13 protein-coding genes are annotated in these 19046 nt (G+C 39.1%); 5 read left to right on the top strand and 8 right to left on the bottom strand.

Features of this window, described 5'->3' with window-relative positions; translation table 11 throughout:
• Positions 1-14: 14 nt before the first annotated feature.
• From EIB73_RS13545 to EIB73_RS13530, 4 genes are all read right to left on the bottom strand, one after another.
• Entirely contained in the window at positions 15-1955 is a 1941-nt protein-coding gene (locus tag EIB73_RS13545; RefSeq protein ID WP_125025769.1) for a polysaccharide biosynthesis protein, read from the bottom strand.
• 78 nt (positions 1956-2033) lie between these two features.
• On the bottom strand, positions 2034-3182 hold the full coding sequence (locus EIB73_RS13540; RefSeq protein WP_125025768.1) for a DegT/DnrJ/EryC1/StrS family aminotransferase: 1149 nt from the start codon (positions 3180-3182) through the stop codon (positions 2034-2036).
• Positions 3183-4163: 981 nt separating this feature from the next.
• A complete protein-coding gene (locus EIB73_RS13535) occupies positions 4164-4370 on the bottom strand; it encodes a DDE-type integrase/transposase/recombinase (RefSeq protein ID WP_125025767.1) in 207 nt (68 codons plus the stop codon).
• Positions 4371-4467: 97 nt separating this feature from the next.
• Positions 4468-4863: an IS3 family transposase gene (locus EIB73_RS13530; RefSeq protein ID WP_164467901.1), complete on the bottom strand. Its 396-nt coding sequence runs from the start codon at positions 4861-4863 to the stop codon at positions 4468-4470.
• A 171-nt stretch (positions 4864-5034) separates the two neighbouring features.
• Here EIB73_RS13530 and EIB73_RS13525 point away from each other — a divergent pair, with 171 nt between their 5' ends.
• Together EIB73_RS13525 and EIB73_RS13520 are read left to right on the top strand one after the other, a co-directional pair.
• Complete coding sequence (locus EIB73_RS13525; RefSeq protein ID WP_125025765.1) at positions 5035-6018, top strand: lipoate--protein ligase; 984 nt, start codon at positions 5035-5037, stop codon at positions 6016-6018.
• A gap of 1057 nt (positions 6019-7075) precedes the next feature.
• Positions 7076-7489: an endonuclease domain-containing protein gene (locus tag EIB73_RS13520; protein WP_125025764.1), complete on the top strand. Its 414-nt coding sequence runs from the start codon at positions 7076-7078 to the stop codon at positions 7487-7489.
• 326 nt (positions 7490-7815) lie between these two features.
• Here the strand turns inward: EIB73_RS13520 and EIB73_RS13515 are convergent, their stop codons facing one another.
• Together EIB73_RS13515 and EIB73_RS13510 are read right to left on the bottom strand one after the other, a co-directional pair.
• Entirely contained in the window at positions 7816-9249 is a 1434-nt protein-coding gene (locus EIB73_RS13515; protein WP_125025763.1) for an OmpA family protein, read from the bottom strand.
• Positions 9250-10091: 842 nt separating this feature from the next.
• Positions 10092-10340, bottom strand: a complete 249-nt coding sequence (locus tag EIB73_RS13510) for a helix-turn-helix domain-containing protein (protein WP_125025762.1) — start codon at positions 10338-10340, stop codon at positions 10092-10094.
• 1313 nt (positions 10341-11653) lie between these two features.
• Between EIB73_RS13510 and EIB73_RS13505 the strand changes: the two genes are divergently transcribed.
• From EIB73_RS13505 to EIB73_RS13495, 3 genes are read left to right on the top strand one after another with little or no spacing between them, the layout of a single operon-like run.
• Positions 11654-12961, top strand: coding sequence for a redoxin domain-containing protein (locus tag EIB73_RS13505; RefSeq protein WP_125025761.1), 1308 nt, complete (start codon positions 11654-11656; stop codon positions 12959-12961).
• 7 nt (positions 12962-12968) lie between these two features.
• Positions 12969-16172: a SusC/RagA family TonB-linked outer membrane protein gene (locus EIB73_RS13500; protein ID WP_125025760.1), complete on the top strand. Its 3204-nt coding sequence runs from the start codon at positions 12969-12971 to the stop codon at positions 16170-16172.
• 27 nt (positions 16173-16199) lie between these two features.
• Positions 16200-17561, top strand: coding sequence for a RagB/SusD family nutrient uptake outer membrane protein (locus tag EIB73_RS13495; protein ID WP_125025759.1), 1362 nt, complete (start codon positions 16200-16202; stop codon positions 17559-17561).
• Between the two features lie 35 nt (positions 17562-17596).
• Here the strand turns inward: EIB73_RS13495 and EIB73_RS13490 are convergent, their stop codons facing one another.
• Together EIB73_RS13490 and EIB73_RS15090 are read right to left on the bottom strand one after the other, a co-directional pair.
• The gene (locus EIB73_RS13490) at positions 17597-17908 is read right to left on the bottom strand and encodes a hypothetical protein (RefSeq protein ID WP_125025758.1); all 312 of its coding nucleotides are present in this window, start codon (positions 17906-17908) and stop codon (positions 17597-17599) included.
• Between the two features lie 656 nt (positions 17909-18564).
• Entirely contained in the window at positions 18565-18816 is a 252-nt protein-coding gene (locus tag EIB73_RS15090; protein WP_164467900.1) for a hypothetical protein, read from the bottom strand.
• Between the last annotated feature and the right edge of the window lie 230 nt (positions 18817-19046).

Raw genomic sequence — 19046 nt, 5'->3', positions numbered from 1 at the left:
TATACAATTCTAAATTACTTATCCAAAAGTTCGTAGATAGAATTATTGCTTTTAAACTCGGGTACAATTTGTTTCAACAGTTGTACTACTTCTGTTTTTTCACCCCTCATTGCGGCTTTGGTAATTTGATTGCAGTATTTTTCAATTTGATCATAATCCATGGTAGGATCTTTAGAAATCAGTATTTTCTCGTGATGAGTCTGCATTGTGGTTGCATCGTCACTTAAAAGTTCTTCATACAGCTTCTCTCCCGGCCGTAAACCAGTGTATACAATTGGAATATCAACATGAGGTTCAAGCCCGGAGAGTTTAATCATGCGATGCGCCAAGTCCACAATCTTGACGGGCTCGCCCATATCAAAAACATAAATCTCCCCGCCTTGACCCATCGTTCCTGCTTGTAGAACTAAATCACAAGCTTCTGGAATCGTCATAAAATAACGGGTAATATCTGGATGGGTAATCGTTATAGGTCCGCCCTTTTCGATTTGCTTTTTAAAATGTGGAATTACGGACCCATTAGAACCCAGAACATTTCCAAAACGAGTAGTTATAAATTTAGTGATATTATTTTCTGTATCCTGCAGCGCTTGCACAAATAACTCAGCCGTTCTCTTACTCGCTCCCATTACATTGGTTGGCTTCACTGCCTTATCGGTAGAAACCATCACAAAACGGTTTACCTGATATTGAGAAGCTAAAGTCGAAACATTTTTTGTTCCTAATATGTTAACCAGAATTGCTTCATGCGGATTTTCTTCAATCAAAGGGACATGCTTATACGCGGCAGCATGGTAAACCATAGAAAAATGGTACTTCTGAAAAAGAGGTTCAATACGGTGCCTGTTCGAAATATCAGCCAACACAAATTTGAAGGAAATCCTTGGATAGGTCTCGCGCATCTCATTCTCTATTTCATACAGTGGAGTTTCTGCCTGATCTAAAACCACAATCAACTCCGGCTCAAATAAAGCCACCTGTCGAATAATCTCACTTCCTATTGAACCTGCACCACCAGTGATAAGGATTGTTTTGCCCAGATGTCGTTTTCTTACATCTTCGTTTTCTATTTTGATAGGTTTTCGGTTCAGTAAATCTTCAATTTGTAAAGTTTTAATGGTACTCTCATTTTCACTGTTTTTTAATTCCTGTAAAGATGGAGACTTAAAAATCTTCAGGTCCTTTTCCAGAAATAAATTCACCCAAGAATTCATCTCTTCTTTCGTCATTGTTTCTTTCATAAGCAAGACCCCATCAATCCCTAAAACATCTTTGGTGTATTTTTCTATCTTGTCCCGTGTTAAAATAGGTTTTCCTAAAAGACTGGCTCTTTTTGAATCATGTCTCTGTGTTAAAAATCCGGTAATATGATAAGGAAGGTTCGGATTATCCAAAACCGCTCGGGCCATGGCGACTGACTGCTCATCGATACCTAACACCAAGATTTTGGTACGCTGGCTGCTGCGCCTAAAATCTCTGATAACATGAAAAAACTCTTTTACAAATAAGCGAAACAAAAAGAGTAAAGTAAAAGAACTGGCAAAGAAAATAATCAGAAAAGGAATGGACATAGAAATCATCCTTTCACCTACGATGATTTTGTAAGCAAAGCTGATGATCGCCACAAGAGCAGTGGTACAAAAAGTGGCCAAAAACAACTTGAAAAGATCTATAAACGTGGAATGTCGGATAATTCCGGCATACGTTCGGAAAATCACCATGAAAAAAATACTGACCCCTATTATGGTAAAAAAAACAAGATATTCATTGGAGAAAATTTCCTGAGTGTTGTAAATCAGTTTCTCGATTAAATATCTGGACATTGCTATTGCTAAAATGATAAAGCAAATATCAATCATCAGAATGACCCAACGCGGGAGATATCTGACATCTGAGAGATTCATCAGATTGTCTCCGCTGTAAATTTTTTTCTGCAGGCTTTTGCGAAAACTCATTGATTATATTTTTTTTTGATCAGAAACAATTTTTCTACTGTCTTTACTCTTCATCTTAACGCTAAACATCTGGCAAAATTACGAATTCACGGTGAATTTAAACAAATATTTTTCTAATACTTCTGCAATCCTTTCTCGGTCACCGTTTTCTAAATTTGAACCAGAGGGTAGACAAATTCCATATTTAAATAAAGTTTCGGATAAAGTAGAACCAAAGTAGGCCGCATTTCTGAATACGGGTTGCAAATGCATGGGTTTCCAGATCGGACGGGTTTCTATATTCTGATCGGTAAAAGTTTGAATAAGATCTTCAGACGAAATACCCATTTCTGGATTGAACTGGGCGACACTGAGCCAGTGATTAGAGAAATAATCGTTGGAGGGTTCAATATGGACTGAAAGGAATTCTTTACTCTTAAACAATTCCTTATAGAATTTATGATTGGCGCGCCGTTGTGCTACCCTTTGGTCTAAGACTTCCATCTGTCCTCTCCCAATTCCGGCACAAATGTTACTCATCTGGTAATTGTAGCCAATTGTTGTGTGTTCGTAATGGGGTGCATCATCTTTTGCCTGGGTTGAAAGAAAAACGGCCTGCTTTTTAAAGGCGTCATTTTTAAGGGTCAAAGCTCCTCCACCGGAAGTGGTGATGATTTTATTTCCATTAAAACTGAGAACCCCCAAGTCGCCAAAGGTTCCACACTTTTGATTTTTATAACTGCTTCCTAAAGCTTCTGCACTGTCCTCAATAACGGGGATTTCATACCGTTCCGCGATTTCAGTAATATCCTCTACCTTATAGGGCATTCCATATAAACAGACGGCAATTATGGCTTTGGGTTTTTTACCTTTTGAAATGCCGAATTTAATTGCTTCCTCTAAGGCATCCGGACAAAGATTCCAGGTATCTTTTTCACTGTCAACAAAAATAGGATAAGCCCCCATATACATAATGGGATTGGCAGAAGCAGAAAAAGTTAAGCTTTGGCAGATGACGTAATCACCCGCTTGTACACCCAATAAAACCAGTGATAAATGAATTGCGGCTGTGCCGGAACTTAGCGCTGCAACATGAATATGATGTCCTAAAAAATTTTCTAAATCCTTTTCAAGTCCATTTACATTAGGACCCAATGGTGCCACCCAGTTGTTATCAAATGCTTCGGTGATATATTTCATTTCCCCACCGCCCATATGAGGCGAGGAGAGCCATATTTTTTTATTCATTGTTTTCTTTTACGCAAAATCTAATAATATTTCTGAAATCTTCTACCTTATCATCAATTGTGTTCTATAACGAATTTTTATACTGTTACATCGAATCTTGATTGTCCTCCATTACTTGGTAAATTATCTAATATTTAGTTCACCATAAGAGTTCAAATACAACATTAGAATCATTTAAAAAAACAGTAAAAAATACTGACTTATCATTTGTTCTTATTTTACGCAATTTTTCTGCAGAAAAACCCATCTTTATAAAGCAAAATAAGACTGCTGACTCATGATCATCCGCCAATTCAAAAAGCGATAACTATTCGTTTCTCACCGCTTCGCAGACTAATAAGTATCGTGCTTTTGTTTCAAACAATTTGCTTGCTATCAGAATTGCTTTTAACAACTTCACAATATACCGTTTGTTATTTTTTTCTCTTGTGTTTTAAATATCATAAACTTTATTTAGGTTATAAGAAGTAATGGCATGTAGTCGGCAATGCAAATTTGTTATAAACCACCATCAACTAGGTTTCCTAGTCTTGGGAGGACTAGATCTTGCACATTAGAAACTCTTTCGCTTTGTTTTGCACTGGAGCAGCGATTACTTTTTTGCTGCGCGTTGGAACAACTTCCAATAAAACTTCAAATTTTGATGATTCAATTAATCTTTGCTATATTTTACAAATATAAAAATCATTATCTACATTTAACGTATTTTTACCAGTTTACTTTAATGTTTTTTTTAGAACAATGTTTTGAATTAATTTTTAATAACTTTAAACTGGATATGCAAATAAAATTTCCAGTTAAAGTTAAATTACATTTGATAAATTTTGTTTTGATTATTAAACTCTTCTATTGTTTTAAAATTTAGTGTACCGCGACGTCTTTTTTTGTTGTACCAGAATTTCAATATATTCAAAGATTTCTAACTCCATTTTTTCTTTTAAGATAAGATTGTTGCCATAAATCCGCTCGGTTTTCAATGACTTACAAAAAACTCTCCGCCACCGCATTGTCCCAACAATTTCCTTTCCTGCTCATACTTCTTATTACGCCATAGAATTCAATAGTATTAGCGAATTTCTTGCTTGCATACTGAACACCTCTATCTGAATGAAAAATTAATCCTTTTTGAACCGTTCTGTTTTTTATTGCCATTTTCCATGCTGCAAGACTTGTTTCTTCGGTACTCATTCCATCGCTTAAGTTTCAACCAATTATTTTTCGGTCGTATAAATCGATAACAGTCGTGAGGTATAAAAAACCTTCCTTGGTTTGAATATAAGTGATGTCAGATACCCAAGTTTGGGATGCATTGCTCGGCATAAAATTCCTGTTCAACACATTTTCCACCACCAAATATTTGTGTTGAGTTGGTGGTAACTTTAAACTTCTTACTTAATGTGCTTCTCAAACCCAGTTCTTTCATATATTTAGCAACTGTTATTCTTGATATTTTGTAACCCAATACGTTTAATTCAAAAGTGATCCGTGCGCTTCTATAACGCTGTTTTGAGGCAAAATAAATTGAACTTATTTGGTAAATTATTTTTTCTTTCAAAAGCAATCTAGAGGAGATTGGCTTACTTTTCCATTTGAAGTAACCGCTGGAACCAACTTCCAAAACCACGCACATTGTTTCAATCGGAAATAAGCATTCATGATTTTTAATAAACTCATATTTCATCGACCGCTCTTGGAAATGCTTCAGCATTCATGAATACCTTTAAAAAAATAAAAAAGAATGAACTAAAAAATGCTATTGCTTTTTTTAATATATCTCGCTCTAACTCTGGGACCCCTAACCGCTTCTCCCTCTTCTAGAAAAATTCTCGTATTTTTGTTTCAAATTAATCCTATGGTACTCATCGATTCCCCTTCTCACAACGCTTATTTCAATATCGCCTCCGAAGAATACCTGCTTCATCGATTTCCGACCGAGGATCTATTTTTACTCTATATAAATGCGCCCTCCATCATCGTGGGGAAATTTCAAAATACCTTGGCAGAAATCAACTTGGATTATGTAAGAGAAAAAGAAATTAAGGTGGTAAGAAGAATGTCTGGTGGCGGTACCGTTTATCACGATTTAGGAAACCTCAATTTTTCTTTTCACACCCTGTTGGGGCAAAATGACTTTGGAGATTTTTCTTTTTTTACACAACCTGTTCTCAATATGTTGAATCAGTTAGGAGTACCTGCCGTTTTAGAAGGTCGAAATGATTTGTTGGTGAAGGGTAAAAAATTCAGTGGCAACGCAAAATTGGCGCGCCATGGAAAAATGATTCAACATGGTACGATTCTCCTGGATTCGGAAATGGAAGTGTTAGGCGAGGCCTTAAAAGTAAATCCTTTAAAATTCATCGACAAAGCCATTAAATCGACCCGGTCTCGAGTAACCAACCTCATCAATTATTTACCGAAACAAACTACAACAGCCAATCTTAAACAATTGCTTACCGAGGAGATCATGAAAAATAATCCCGAGGCCAAACGTTATGAATTAACAGAAGAAGATCTGCAGGGCATTCAGAACCTGATGAACGAGAAATATAAAACCTGGGAGTGGAACTATGGTTTTTCACCCAATTATAATTTCCAGAAAGCGATTAAAGTTCCGGCCGGATTTATTGAAATGCATTTGGAGGTGGTTCAAGGCATCATTGAAAAAGCGAAGATATTCGGGGACTTTTTTGCGTCCAAACCGATTGAGGACCTGGAAGAGATGCTGATTGGAAGTAAACATGATATTTCTGATTTAAGAGCGCTGTTTACTACAATTGATTTAACAGCATTTTTTGGAAAAGTAACGCCGGAGGAGATATTCGATGCCTTTAAGTAAAGTTTAAGAGCCAAGGAAAAAGTAAAAAGAGCCAGGGAGATCGCTTGTATGAGGAGTGCTCAGGTTAAAAGTTTTCGCATCGTCAACCATGCTGTTTTAAATAATCTTTACATTTCCATGCGGAATTTGGAGTCAATTATCATTGAAAATATTTCATTTAAAACCAGATTTATTAGTGGTTCAGAATAACCACCCCGTCCTTCCGCAAGCGGAATGACACCCCTCCAAGGGAGGGGAATGATCACCTCACTACGGCTGGAGTACTACAAAAAAGACGGGAGGTACTGCGACAGTTAATAAAAATAGCCATGACCATGGCGACCATTTGCAAAGCCAAAAAGAGGAGAAGTCCAACTCCTCCTCCCCTGAAGTTTTGTCCCCAGTTGCAGGGTGATCCCTAACTCCTTCATCGCGACAACGAATCACCATATTGTAAAAAGCGAAGCAAAAAAAAGCAAAACGCTTCCCCTCCCCTGGAGGCTTGCCCCTAGTTGCAAGGTGATCCCTAATTTCTTCATCGCGACAACGAATCACCATATCGTAAAAAGCGAAAGCCAAAAAAAAAGACGAATCCTCACTCCCCTCCCCTGGAGGGGTGCCCCAAAGGGGCGGGGTGGTTCAGCAGACGTCCATCGAGACAACCAATCACCATATTGTAAAAAGCGAAGCAAAAAAAAGCAAAACGCTTCCCCTCCCCTGGAGGCTTGCCCCTAGTTGCAAGGTGATCCCTAATTTCTTCATCGCGACAACGAATCACCATATCGTAAAAAGCGAAAGCCAAAAAAAAAGACGAATCCTCACTCCCCTCCCCTGGAGGGGTGCCCCAAAGGGGCGGGGTGGTTCAGCAATCACCATACCACAAAAAGCGAAGCCAAAAAAAAAGCAAAGCCCATTCCCCTCCCCTGGAGGGGTGCCCAAAGGGGCGGGGTGGTTTAGCAGTCGGCCATCAACATGTTATTACCTACCTATAAAATCCCAACATAAAATTATTGTTCTAACTTTATCGACCAATAGCAACTACAGCAACTCGCTTGAATTCAAAAATAATGGAAGAAAAATGCAAATAGTAACTCACATCGACAATATTGCAATCCGTCGCAATTTCGTAGCGCCTCTACCTTATAATAAAAACTTAAAACCATTGTTGCCGGGAAAAAGAAAATCTGGAATTTTATGCGAAATTCTGTTTTGGAAACAGGTTCACCAAAGAAAGTTTCATGGGATTGATTTTGACCGACAGCGCATCATCGGAAATTACATTGTTGATTTTTATGTGAAGAATTTAGGATTGGTCGTTGAGATTGATGGTTCCATACATGATTTAACTATAGAATATGATGGAATAAGGCAAAACGATTTAGAGCGTTATGGGTTAAAAGTTTTTCGGCTCACCAACCACGATGTTTTAAATAATCTTGACATTTCCATGCGCGACTTGGAATTATTTATCATTGAAAACTATGGCATTTAAAAACAAGAGACAAGTGATTCATATTGCTGTAGAATAACCACCCCGTCCTTCCGCAAGCGGAATGACACCCCTCCAAGGGAGGGGAATGATCACCTCACTATGGTTGGAGTATTATAAAAAACACGGAACGTGCTGCGGGAGGTTAATAAAAAAAGCAGAACAAAAAAAAACCGAATCCTCATTCCCCTCCCCTGGAGGGTGGGTGCCCCAAAAGGGGCGGGGTGGTTCAGCAGTATTCCATCAAAAATAACGAATTGACCATTTAACAAAAAAAAGAAGCCGCGATCAACGCGGCTTCTTTCCTGATATGAAAAATCTAAAATTATTTATTTTGCTTCGAAATATACTCTTCTATTTGCTCGGTTTTTCCATTCCGGACATTTCGTAGCTGGATTACATTCCGGATATTTAAGGTCTGTTTCCCCTTTTCCGATCGCTTCCAACTTGTTAGAAGTTACTCCGTTTTGGATCAGATAGTTTTTAACGCTGTTTGCTCTTCTTTCAGAAAGTCTCTGGTTATAAGCAGCGCTTCCTTTAGTATCAGTCCCTCCAATCACTTTGTAAGATGCATCAGAAGAATTGATGTAATTTACAGCGTTGTTAAGAATTGGGGTGTTCGATGGCAACACACGGTCTGAATCAAAATCGAATTCAATTCCTTCCAATACTCTTGTATTGTCGCTCACCATTGAAGAACCATTGGTTGGACATCCGTTATTTTCAACAGGTCCCGGTACAGTTACACATTTGTCATAAAGATCAATTACACCATCCAGGTCCGTATCAAGAGCTACACCAGCACCGTCAACTCTTGCCCCTTCCGGAGTATCTAACTGTCGGTCCCAATCATCACATACGCCATCATTATCAGCATCGCCTGATTTACACACTTCAACATCCTGGCTTTTCGCTTCCAATACCTCTGCACGGTAATACATTTCCTGAAGAGGATCATGCCAGAATAAGTGAGATTCGTGTTTTCCTAAATTTAAAGTTGCTCCTAAAGTAATATTAATTAAATTATCAGAAGGGTTATCGTTTACAGTAGTGCTTCTTGCACCATCAAAGGTATCATCACCAGTTACGATATACATTCCTCTTGCTTCAAGATCTAACGAACGGGTTGCACGGTATTTTAAACCTGCACCAGCCTGACCGAATAAGCTACCTAATTTAAAAGGTTTAACCTCTGTCACCATACTTTGATTGTATACCGGTCCAGCATCTTGTCTGTAAGTTCTGTAAGCCAAAGTACCAGCACCTGCATAACCGTGAAGTGCCCATCGGTAAGGTGACTTATTATCAACTCTTCTCATAAGATTAGAGAAGTTAATATCTCCCAAAAGAGAAATCGCATCATACTGCGTTCTTGCACCATCACCATTCGGCGACGCTACATGATCCTTCGTATTTACAAATCCCTGTCTTGTTTCGCCTCTGTCATATTGAAGTTTCAAACCAAACGCATGCGAAATGGCTTTGTCAACACTGAAGTAGGCAGAATATCCGATAAGGTTTTCCCCCGCACCAAATTCTTTCAAAGAGGTTAGATCAGAAGACTGCATCAAAGGAACTCCCGCTCCGGCAGAAATTGCCCAGTCGTTAAATCTTTTTGAGTCCTGTGTAAAAGGGGAAACATTTGAAGACCCGGAGGTATATGCATTTGGATAATTTCCTGCAGAACTCATGATAGAGTCCTGAGCAAACATGGCCGTAGGTAAAAATACCGCTAAGGCAAGGCTTGTTAAATTTAGTTTCATATGATATAATTTTAAATATTATTATTTCGATGGTCGTACTGCCAAACACAAATTCGTCAGCGTTCACATCCCACATTCAACTTCTATGCCAATTGTTGTTAAAAATCATAAAATCTTCCCTAATATTACTATGCAAAACATTGTAATCAAGTGCATCCTAACAAAATGATTGGTGAAAAATAATAAAGATCAGTAATATAAAGTAGACCGGATATTAACCGAGGTAACGAAGTTGGGAGCGTCTTTAATGTTTCCGGATATTCCTTTTAATACATATGGTTTAAAGTGATGATGGTTTATAGCACAATCCCATTGTTTATAAAGATCTCTATAAAAAATGCTGATATTCGATTTGATGCTGTATTTTATTAAACGAATCCTTTTTTGATCATTTGTTTCGAGGAGTTTAATTTTAAATTATACGCCTTTTTTTAGCCGATGGCAGGGATTTGTAATCGGGTATTTTTGTCATCGTTACTGAAATTTACAGGTCTCACGGTATGCTATTTTATGTCTCCACATCGTGGCTCGGTTGGGATTTGCTTTCTAAGATCATCCGAAAATGAGATGTTGGCAATAGGCTAGATTGTTGCATAGGGTTTCACCCTATTCTACTTTATTTCACTACTTCGTGGCTCCGTCTGGGAAAAATTAATTTCCTTATCATAAAACAATCCATAGCGCGAGATTGCGATCCGTTATTCCCCACGAAATCGAAGATTCGCCGCAGCCAAAAATATCGTGTGGCGGCTAGTAAAAATAAATTTTAATAGGAGTACTACAAATATTAAAAGATATTATTTTTTAAAATAGCACGCGATGAAATCGCGCGGGAGCGGGGATTATTTAAACATCGGATCATTAAAAAAATCATTTAATGTTATGTTTAATAACTTACAAAATTTATTAATGGTATAAATATTAACTCCTCTATTTCCTTGTAAACTTTCCCATCGGTTAACTTGTTGCCTATCAATATCATTTTTCTTTGAAAACTCACTTTGATTTAAACCGGTACTTTCTCGTAGTTGAATAAATCGTTTTGTAATTAGATTTCTAAGTATGATATCATCATCCGTTAATTTGCTCATAAAGCAATTTTAAAAGATTTAATTAAAATTATTGTAATCCATTTGGTTTACAATAATCTATTGCATATATTTGCACTATAAGTTACAGAAAATTGTAATTTTGCGATACTTCAAACTATAAAAAGAAGCTATTGCTTAGATTCTCGCCATTTGAAAACTGGTAATTTTTAGGAACGAGATGATAAGTATAGTAGCTCACGACCTAGGCGTGGGCTCACTTATCTGTTCCCCGGTATACCAGTACCTCAATGGCAGAAAGGTTGAGACCCACGCTGTTTTGTATTCAGACTTCTCAACGCCCTAAGCCCCGCTTTTTATAAAAATAGTAGACGACACTTACATTGGTGTGTATCACCATTGCGGCTTCAAGGCCTTGCGGGACTTCCGGTTTTCAAAAAACCTTTGCTACGATAATTTTTAGGCTAGTTACATGAATGGAGTAATCATCAGTTTTACCAACATCTCATAAGAGCTTTTCACCTTCATATCATTGCTCTTTATGGATCTGTCTTTAGCGGGAAGGTTTTTCTTTTTCATCATTTGTGTTTTACTTTCCCCTAAAGCAGTCCGAAAGTCCAAGAGCCAAGGAAAAAGAGCTAAGAGCCAAGGAAAAGAACCAAGTAAAAAGAGGCAAGAGAAAATGGGAATCATATCATGACACGTACAAATAATCATGACTCAAAAACGAACAAACAAACAAACAAACAAACAATAATTTTACGGATCTGTTTATAGCAGGAAAGTCTTCAACCCTAAGCAACCCTGGAAAGCAACAATAAAAACCATCTAATCAGCGAACATATAACAATAAAAACAGGCTAATCATCCATCATCAAACATTTAACACCTAACACCTGATACAAAAAGGATTCGTCTTTAGCGGGGAAGCGACCCACTTCTTCATAAGTTTCTACAGGCTTTCCCGTAAGGCAATCCGAACAATTTTGTAAGAGCCAAGTAAAAAGGTAAAAAAGCCAGGAGAAGAACTATAAAACCAAATCAAATGTAGTGCAAATAAATCAACAGTGTACCGGCGAGGAGTAATCAATGGATCAGTCCGAATAATTTGTACGAAGCCAAGTAAAAAGGTAAAAGAGACAGGAAAAGAACTATAAAAACAAATCAAAATCTATTAAAAATAAATGAGAGTGCACGGTGACGAGTGATCAAATGACTGGAAGAAAAAATGGTAATGATCTATGCCGGAACATCCGGCACCCGATACCCAACAAAAAAATACCCTTCCCCTAAAGTTTGCGGCCGCAGGAAAGAGCAACATTTTAATTAATCAATAACTAAAACTTTACAAAACTATGAAAAATAAGTTTTGCAGGGAAATCCTTTCCCTCCCCATGATGACCCTGCTGTTTCTGCAGATGCCTGCACAGCAAAAAGCCTTGAAAATCGGTGATCAGATACCCGAAAAAGTATGGTCGACTCCGTTAGAAGTTGTGAACAGTCCACAGAAAACAATTGATCTGTCAGCAGACAAAGACAAACTCATCCTTCTGGATTTCTGGGCAACTTGGTGTAGCGGATGTCTGCTCAATTTTCCTAAAATGGACGCACTGCAAAAGCAGTTCGGTGATCAACTGAAAATAGTACCTGTGACCAAGGAAAACCGAAGTACATTGGAAAAATTCTTTGCCTCGAAAAATGGACAGCGGTATAACACGAATTTTTCCGTGGCCGGTGATACCCTATTCCACGACTTTTTCCCTCATCAGGGAGTGCCGTACATCATTTGGATCAAAGACGGAAAAATATTGAATACAACCGACGCAGAGCAGGTCACAGAAAAAGCTATTCACGCTATTCTGGATAATCAACAATCCGCATTGCAAACAGTGATTCAGTTGGAACGGGACCGGCCCTTATTTCTGTCTGATGCCTTTGACCGTGAGCAAGGGCTGGTAATGCAGCATTATTCCTTTCTGGCCAAAGGACGTATCAGAAGCTCCACCTTTGGGACGTGGTTTCACCGGTCGGGCGATACGGTGTATGGCCGTAAGTTTACCAATTTATCACTACTTGAAATATTTAAAGCCATTGCTGTCGAAATCTTTAATCAGCAGGAAGATCCCTTTAACGACAAAAAAATAATAGTAGAAGCTAAAAATACTGCCCTGTTAAATTATATCGAAAACAAAGAAGGTAAAAGAGAGGATCATAACCGTTATAACTACGACTACGTCGTTCCCCTCACGCAAGCAGATTCTCTTTATTCCTTGATGCTCAGAAATCTTAACCAGTTTATAGACTACACTGCTACCATCGAAAAAAAACGGGTAAAATGTCTTGTGTTAAAAACAACTTCTTCTAAGGATCAATTAACAACCAAGGGAGGCGATCAAAATTATGTGCTAACTGAAAAGCAGACTCTGCTAAAAAACACACCGATGTTCACCTTCGTCAGTGGACTTTCAGGACTTCCTTTTATCACCCTACCTGTTGTTGATGAAACAGGTTACCACGGTAATATCGACCTGAAAATGCAGGCAACGCCAAATATAGCGGCTCTCAAAAAAGAACTGGCTCGCTATGACATGGTCTTAGAAGAAACAGAGCGCAGCATTAATATGCTGATTATTCGTGATAAACTACCCTCTCATTCAAATTGATAAAACGATGAAAAAAATACTATTATTTCCAATGTTATGCTGTTGCATGCAAGTCGTCGCTCAGCAGATGGTCACGGGACAGATTATTGATTCCACGACATCGGTACCATTAAGGAATGCCGCTGTAGCAATACAGGACCTCCGGACCATCATCTATACGGACAAAGACGGTTATTTCAGTTTTTCTACGAAAGAAAATAAAATCCATATGATCATCAGCAAAGAAGGATATGTAAGTCAGACGGTAGAAATCGGACTGCCGCTGCAAAGCTCTTTAAAGATCATTTTAGAAGCAAAAGTGGGCGACATACAGGAAGTTAATATTTCTACAGGTTATCAGAAAATTCCAAAAGAAAGAGCGACCGGTTCATTCACCGTCCTCGGTAATGAACTTCTTAATCAGCAAGTAGGAACCAGTATTCTCAACCGTCTGGAAGCCATTGGAAACGGCATCAGCATCGACAGAAGCACTTCGGACACGCCACAATTGATGCTTCGGGGAATGAGTACTATCAATGGTCCTAAATCTCCTTTAATTGTAGTAGATCATTTTCCGTATGAGGGTGATATCAGCAATATTAATCCTGACATTGTAGACCATATCACCTTACTTAAAGATGCTTCAGCAGCAAGCATCTGGGGTGCAAGAGCAGCAAATGGCGTGATTGTTATCACCACTAAAAACGGCAAATTTAACCAGCCGATCCATGTTGAGTTATCAACAAGTCTCACCTTATCACCGAAACCTGATTTCGGATCGATTAAAAATATCAACTCTTCGGATTTTATTGATGTAGAACAGCAGCTTTTTCAAAAAGGCTATTATGACAGCGATATTAGCTCCAGTAATCATCCGGCCTTATCCCCGGTTGTTGATTTACTGAATAAGGAAAAGAAAGGGTTGCTTTCCCGTGAAGAAGTGGCCGAACAGATTGCTGTTTTAAGAACGATTGATTCCAAAGATCAATACAAAAGATATATGTATCAACCACTCGATAACAGGCAATATTCTGTGAATATAAGTGGAGGCATGCCAAAATTCGCCTGGTCATCTGCATTGGGATATGATGATAACAGCACCACGCTGGCAGCAACCTATAAAAGAGCCAATGTCCGCTTCCAAAACATCTGGAAACCCAGCGATCGGTTAACTGTAAATACCGCATTGTATTACACGGATGCAAGAACGCAGAACGGGCGTCCCGGCTATGGTGGAATCAGCATGAAAGGAGGGAATGCCGTTCCTTATATGCAACTGGCAGATCAATATGGAAACCCGGTGGCGGTAACAAAAGATATTGATCAGAATTTCAAAAATTCTTTCCGGAACACGAAACTTTTAGACTGGAACTACTATCCTTTGTCGGATTGGCAAGAAGACCGGCAGAAAACAAACAGCACAGAAATGATGATGAACTTTGGAATTCAATATAAAGTGCTAAAAGGGTTGGACGCTGATGTCAAATACCAATATCAGCAACAACAGGTCGTTTCTGAAAATCTGCATGGTACCAACAGTTATTTTGCAAGAAATTATATTAATTCATTCGCACAGATCACACCGGATGGAACGGTTACTTTTATCGTTCCCAAAGGAGCAATACTGGATCAATTTTCCTCTCTATCCGAGATACATAACGGAAGAGGACAAGTGACCTATAACAACAAATGGAGAAAACACGGTTTAACAACGCTTGCCGGGGCAGAAGTGAGGCAGGCGGCGATTCAATCAGACAACAGCAGATTTTATGGTTTTAATGAAGAAAATTTATCGGTCGGGACTGTTGATTACACCCATCAATATCCAAAATTAGTTAATGGCAGCTATGATTTCATTCAAAGCAATCAGTATTTGGGTCATCGCCGTACAAATTTTGTTTCCTTATTTGCAAATGCTGCCTATACCTACGATCAAAAATACACTTTATCCGGAAGTGTCAGAAGAGATGCAAGCAATCTGTTTGGTTTAAAGACGAATGACCAATGGAATCCTTTTTGGTCGGCGGGTGCAGCCTGGGAACTGTCAAAAGAAAATTTCTTTCCCCTATCATGGTTATCTTACCTCAAACTGCGGGGTTCCTATGGATTCAATGGCAATATTGATCCTGCGATGATTGCGGTAAGCACGATTGCTTATGAAGGGACGAATTCGGTGTTTACCAACACTCCTACCGCGCGATTTGACAATTACTACAATCCGAAACTGCGGTGGGAAACCTCCCGTATGATCAATGTCGGATTTGATTTTGCCACACCGAACAATCGTATCAGCGGTTCGGTTGAATATTATAAAAAGAAGGGGACCGGTTTGTTTGGACCTGCAGATGTAGATTACACCACAGGAATTGCCAATATGACCGCTAATGTTGCCTCAACCACAGGACACGGAATTGATGTAGAACTCAAAACATTAAATATTGATTCCCCTCTGAAATGGTACAGTACCTTAAACTTCAGCACCTTTAAAGATCAGGTGCTGCAATACAATCTTTCTGATACGATGGCACAACGATTCATCGGAACGGGGTACTCTGTACCTGTTGCAGGCTTGATAAATTACCCTGTTTATTCAATTTTCGCCTATAAGTGGGCGGGGCTGGATCCTGAAACAGGGGATCCCAGAGGTTACCTGAACGGTGAAATCAGCAAAAATTACACAGAGATGATCGGAAGTGGGACAGCGATAAAAGATTTGCAGTTTTTTGGGTCTGCTCTACCTACCGTTTATGGTTCTTTCCTTAATTCATGGACCTACCAGAGCGTTACCTTAGATGTCGGTCTTACCTACAAACTGGGTTATTGGATCAGGAGAAGTTCTGTAAATTATACCGATTTATTTAACAGCTGGATTGGCCATCGTGACTATATGGACCGATGGCAGAACCCCGGAGATGAAGCGGTTACCAATGTTCCCTCTATTTTGTATGAAAACAATTCAAACCGTGATATTTTTTATAGGGGCGCCAGTGTTCTTGTGGAAAAAGGGGATCATATACGGCTGCAGTATATCAACATTTCCTACCAGATAGGAAATCATTGGTATCAACGGATGCCAAAGTTGGGTGAGCGCTTAAGTTTATTTATAAATCTCAGCAATCTGGGATTATTGTGGAAAGCCAATAAACATGAAATAGATCCCGATTATAACTTAGGATCTCATCATTTGAAGCCCGCAATGAATTTTACGTTTGGATTGCGTGCTAAATTTTAATCTGTAATTTTTAACTACTCTACTATTATGAAAACCCAATTTACGACCTTATTTTTATGGCTGTCATTGATGATGATTCTGATGATGACCTCCTGCAACAGACTTTTGGACGAAAAATCGGACTTGAGATTAGCAACACCGATTACTTTAGAAGATAATCAGGCATTATTAGATAAATACAATGATGTCATCACCAATTTTGCTGCAAGCGGCATGGTAGGTTCCGACGATTATTATATATCTGATGCCAACTTTAATGCATTGATGTATGAGGAAGATAAAAGATTATATACGTGGCAGCCGGATCATGTTGCCACTCCTAAGAGTGCAGGAAATGACTGGTATTATTGTTACAAGGCCATCTACATTTCAAATTCGGTATTGTACAATCTGGATACGTATCAAATTCCCGACGCTGCAAATGTGAGAGGGCAGGCATTGGTTTTCCGAGCTGCCCGCTTTTTAGATGCCGCACAAATTTGGTGTCTGGCTTACAATAAAACAACGGCTGACACGGATTTGGGGTTGCCACTGCGTCTAAATCCAGATATGTCTACTCCTTCTAAACGGTCCACTTTACAGGAAACCTATGTGCAAATTCTTTCAGACCTTCATGAAGCAGTCGATCTCCTTCCTGTACAACAGGCAGCAGCAACCAGGCCTTCCAAAATAAGTGCTTTAGCTTATTTAGCAAGAACTTATCTGTACATGGGTGACTATGAAAAGGCATTGGAGTATGCAACAAAAACGCTTGCATTGAAGAATGAATTAATGGATTTTAACAGTTTGAATCCAGCTGTGAGTTTTCCTATTAAAGACCTGAATACAGAAGTTTTGCTTCGTACCTCAATGTATATCAACCTTGCAGTCTATAGTCCGATCATAAGAGTGCCGGTGGATTTATACCAATCTTATAGTGATCATGATCTTCGAAAATCAATTTATTTCAAAATAAATCCTGATGGAGAAATAATATTCCGCGGTAATTATACAGGTGGATCAAGTGGTAAATTAGTAGGTGCAGCTACCGACGAAATCTATCTGATCGCCGCTGAAGCAAACGCACAGCTTAATAAAGTTCCGGAGGCCATGAATGTCCTCAACCAGCTGCTGGTTACACGATGGCAAAATGGTACTTTTATTAATTTAACTGCTGCTACGAAAGATGCTGCGTTAACTGTGATTGCGAAAGAAAGACAAAAGGAGCTTTTATTCCGGGGAATAAGATGGGCAGATCTGAAACGTTATAATCGTGATGGCGCCAATATTACGCTGACAAAAACGGTCAATGGTAAAACATATACCTTACCACCAAATGATTTAAGGTATGCTGTCGCTATTCCAGAAGAAATTATAAAACTGTCCGGAATTCAGCAGAATATCAGATAAATGAAGGTTGGCAAAAGCTTGCCAACCTTCAATTTTTAAGGTCTTCTACCAATACTGACGGCCAGAACAGCATCGTTATTTTTCCCTGCAAGGAATCCACTAAGCGTTTGTCCTTCCGGAACTACAATGGTACAAGGTTTTAACCCTTCTGTTTCACAATCGCCAGGATTGCCAGGTTGCCAATGACTTGGTATCGCAAAGTCTCCTGCAGACATCCCGGAAGATGAATAATAGAATGTTTGTGATCCCTCTTTCTTTTCCGGTTTATTGAAAGACATCGCAGTATTAATCACGAATACCGCAACGATCGCCATCAAATTAAATTTTAAAAACTTTATTGTTTTCATAATACGGGTCTTTTTATACATCAAAAAAGATTACCATAAAAACTTTAGAGATCTGCGCCAATCTGGAATAACAAAAGGCTTTATGAAATAAATGGTACCTATAGCGACGAAGGCTTGTTGTACCCATCCCCTCTTTTTTCCTCCTATCGAGTCAGATCTTGATTAATAAATACATCATACGTTTTGGTTTTTAAAGGGAGCCTCCCCGGTTCAGCCCGCTTTCGACCGGCCGATTCTAAAAGTTAAACAATGAGTGATATTTGGCGAGCAACCTCAATTTAGAAGTGGCCCACCTTTACTTCTTTGCTGTTGCGCTTCGATACGGGTTGAAAAAGCAAGTACTTCACAGAAAAAATTCGCCGTCACTGATTCATTTTAGCTGCTTCAAAATGTGAGTGGTTTCCTTATGATAAGCTCACCCCGTTGCATAGAGCCTATCATGTAATTATGCACCGATGCATGCCTAAACGTCAACCCCTCCTCACCAGCATCCAGACCACCATCTTCCCATAATACTCCGGCATGACCTTTCCTTTTGCCAGTACGGCAGTGGTAGTGACGGTACCGACAATTTCCCATTCCCCGCTGCAAGGACAAAGATCCCCACTTGAAGCGGTGACAGCACTTGCTGAAAGGTTGGCAAAACGCCCCATGATCTAGGGCTGAAGGTTCATTTTACTACCCTCCTTTATCGTGCCTCCTTTCCACTGCAACAGGTCTTTACGCGGTGGTTCCTGATCCTTTCCGCCACACGAATGCGACGCTCCAGTGGAGTCACGATGATCATAATGGGGTAGCACTATATCATTTTCTCCTGATAAAGACCCCTTATATTCTTCATTTCCGTTACGGCAGGCGACCATGCCCAACACGGATAAAACACTTACTATTGAGATAACTTTTTTCATAATAATGATTTTTTAAAAGTGATCCCGGTACCGGTTGATTTAACCTAGAATTCTGATTCGAAATTAGGGTGCATTTCTCCTGTGCGCAAATGTTTGCGGTTACGAAGTGTCTTTTAGGACGTCTTAAAAGACACTCGGGATCCCCTATTTTTGGCCCGATTTGCGAATATGATTTGAATTTGTGTAAATTGTTTGCTCATTTGTGAAGAACCACTGCGCACGGATTAAAT

It is taken from the genome of Kaistella carnis, from assembly GCF_003860585.1.
GTDB lineage: Bacteria > Bacteroidota > Bacteroidia > Flavobacteriales > Weeksellaceae > Kaistella > Kaistella carnis.
The sequence above is the reverse complement of the archived record's forward strand: the minus strand, read 5'-3'. Positions and strand labels throughout refer to the sequence as shown.

Excerpts from the sequence above, each read along its gene's own strand:
- EIB73_RS13545 (WP_125025769.1), bottom strand. The coding sequence starts at position 1,955 with ATGAGTTTTCGCAAAAGCCTGCAGAAAAAAATTTACAGCGGAGACAAT.
- EIB73_RS13540 (WP_125025768.1), bottom strand. The coding sequence starts at position 3,182 with ATGAATAAAAAAATATGGCTCTCCTCGCCTCATATGGGCGGTGGGGAA.
- EIB73_RS13535 (WP_125025767.1), bottom strand. The coding sequence starts at position 4,370 with ATGAGTACCGAAGAAACAAGTCTTGCAGCATGGAAAATGGCAATAAAA.
- EIB73_RS13530 (WP_164467901.1), bottom strand. The coding sequence starts at position 4,863 with ATGAAATATGAGTTTATTAAAAATCATGAATGCTTATTTCCGATTGAA.
- EIB73_RS13525 (WP_125025765.1), top strand. The coding sequence starts at position 5,035 with ATGGTACTCATCGATTCCCCTTCTCACAACGCTTATTTCAATATCGCC.
- EIB73_RS13520 (WP_125025764.1), top strand. The coding sequence starts at position 7,076 with ATGCAAATAGTAACTCACATCGACAATATTGCAATCCGTCGCAATTTC.
- EIB73_RS13515 (WP_125025763.1), bottom strand. The coding sequence starts at position 9,249 with ATGAAACTAAATTTAACAAGCCTTGCCTTAGCGGTATTTTTACCTACG.
- EIB73_RS13510 (WP_125025762.1), bottom strand. The coding sequence starts at position 10,340 with ATGAGCAAATTAACGGATGATGATATCATACTTAGAAATCTAATTACA.
- EIB73_RS13505 (WP_125025761.1), top strand. The coding sequence starts at position 11,654 with ATGAAAAATAAGTTTTGCAGGGAAATCCTTTCCCTCCCCATGATGACC.
- EIB73_RS13500 (WP_125025760.1), top strand. The coding sequence starts at position 12,969 with ATGAAAAAAATACTATTATTTCCAATGTTATGCTGTTGCATGCAAGTC.
- EIB73_RS13495 (WP_125025759.1), top strand. The coding sequence starts at position 16,200 with ATGAAAACCCAATTTACGACCTTATTTTTATGGCTGTCATTGATGATG.
- EIB73_RS13490 (WP_125025758.1), bottom strand. The coding sequence starts at position 17,908 with ATGAAAACAATAAAGTTTTTAAAATTTAATTTGATGGCGATCGTTGCG.
- EIB73_RS15090 (WP_164467900.1), bottom strand. The coding sequence starts at position 18,816 with ATGAAAAAAGTTATCTCAATAGTAAGTGTTTTATCCGTGTTGGGCATG.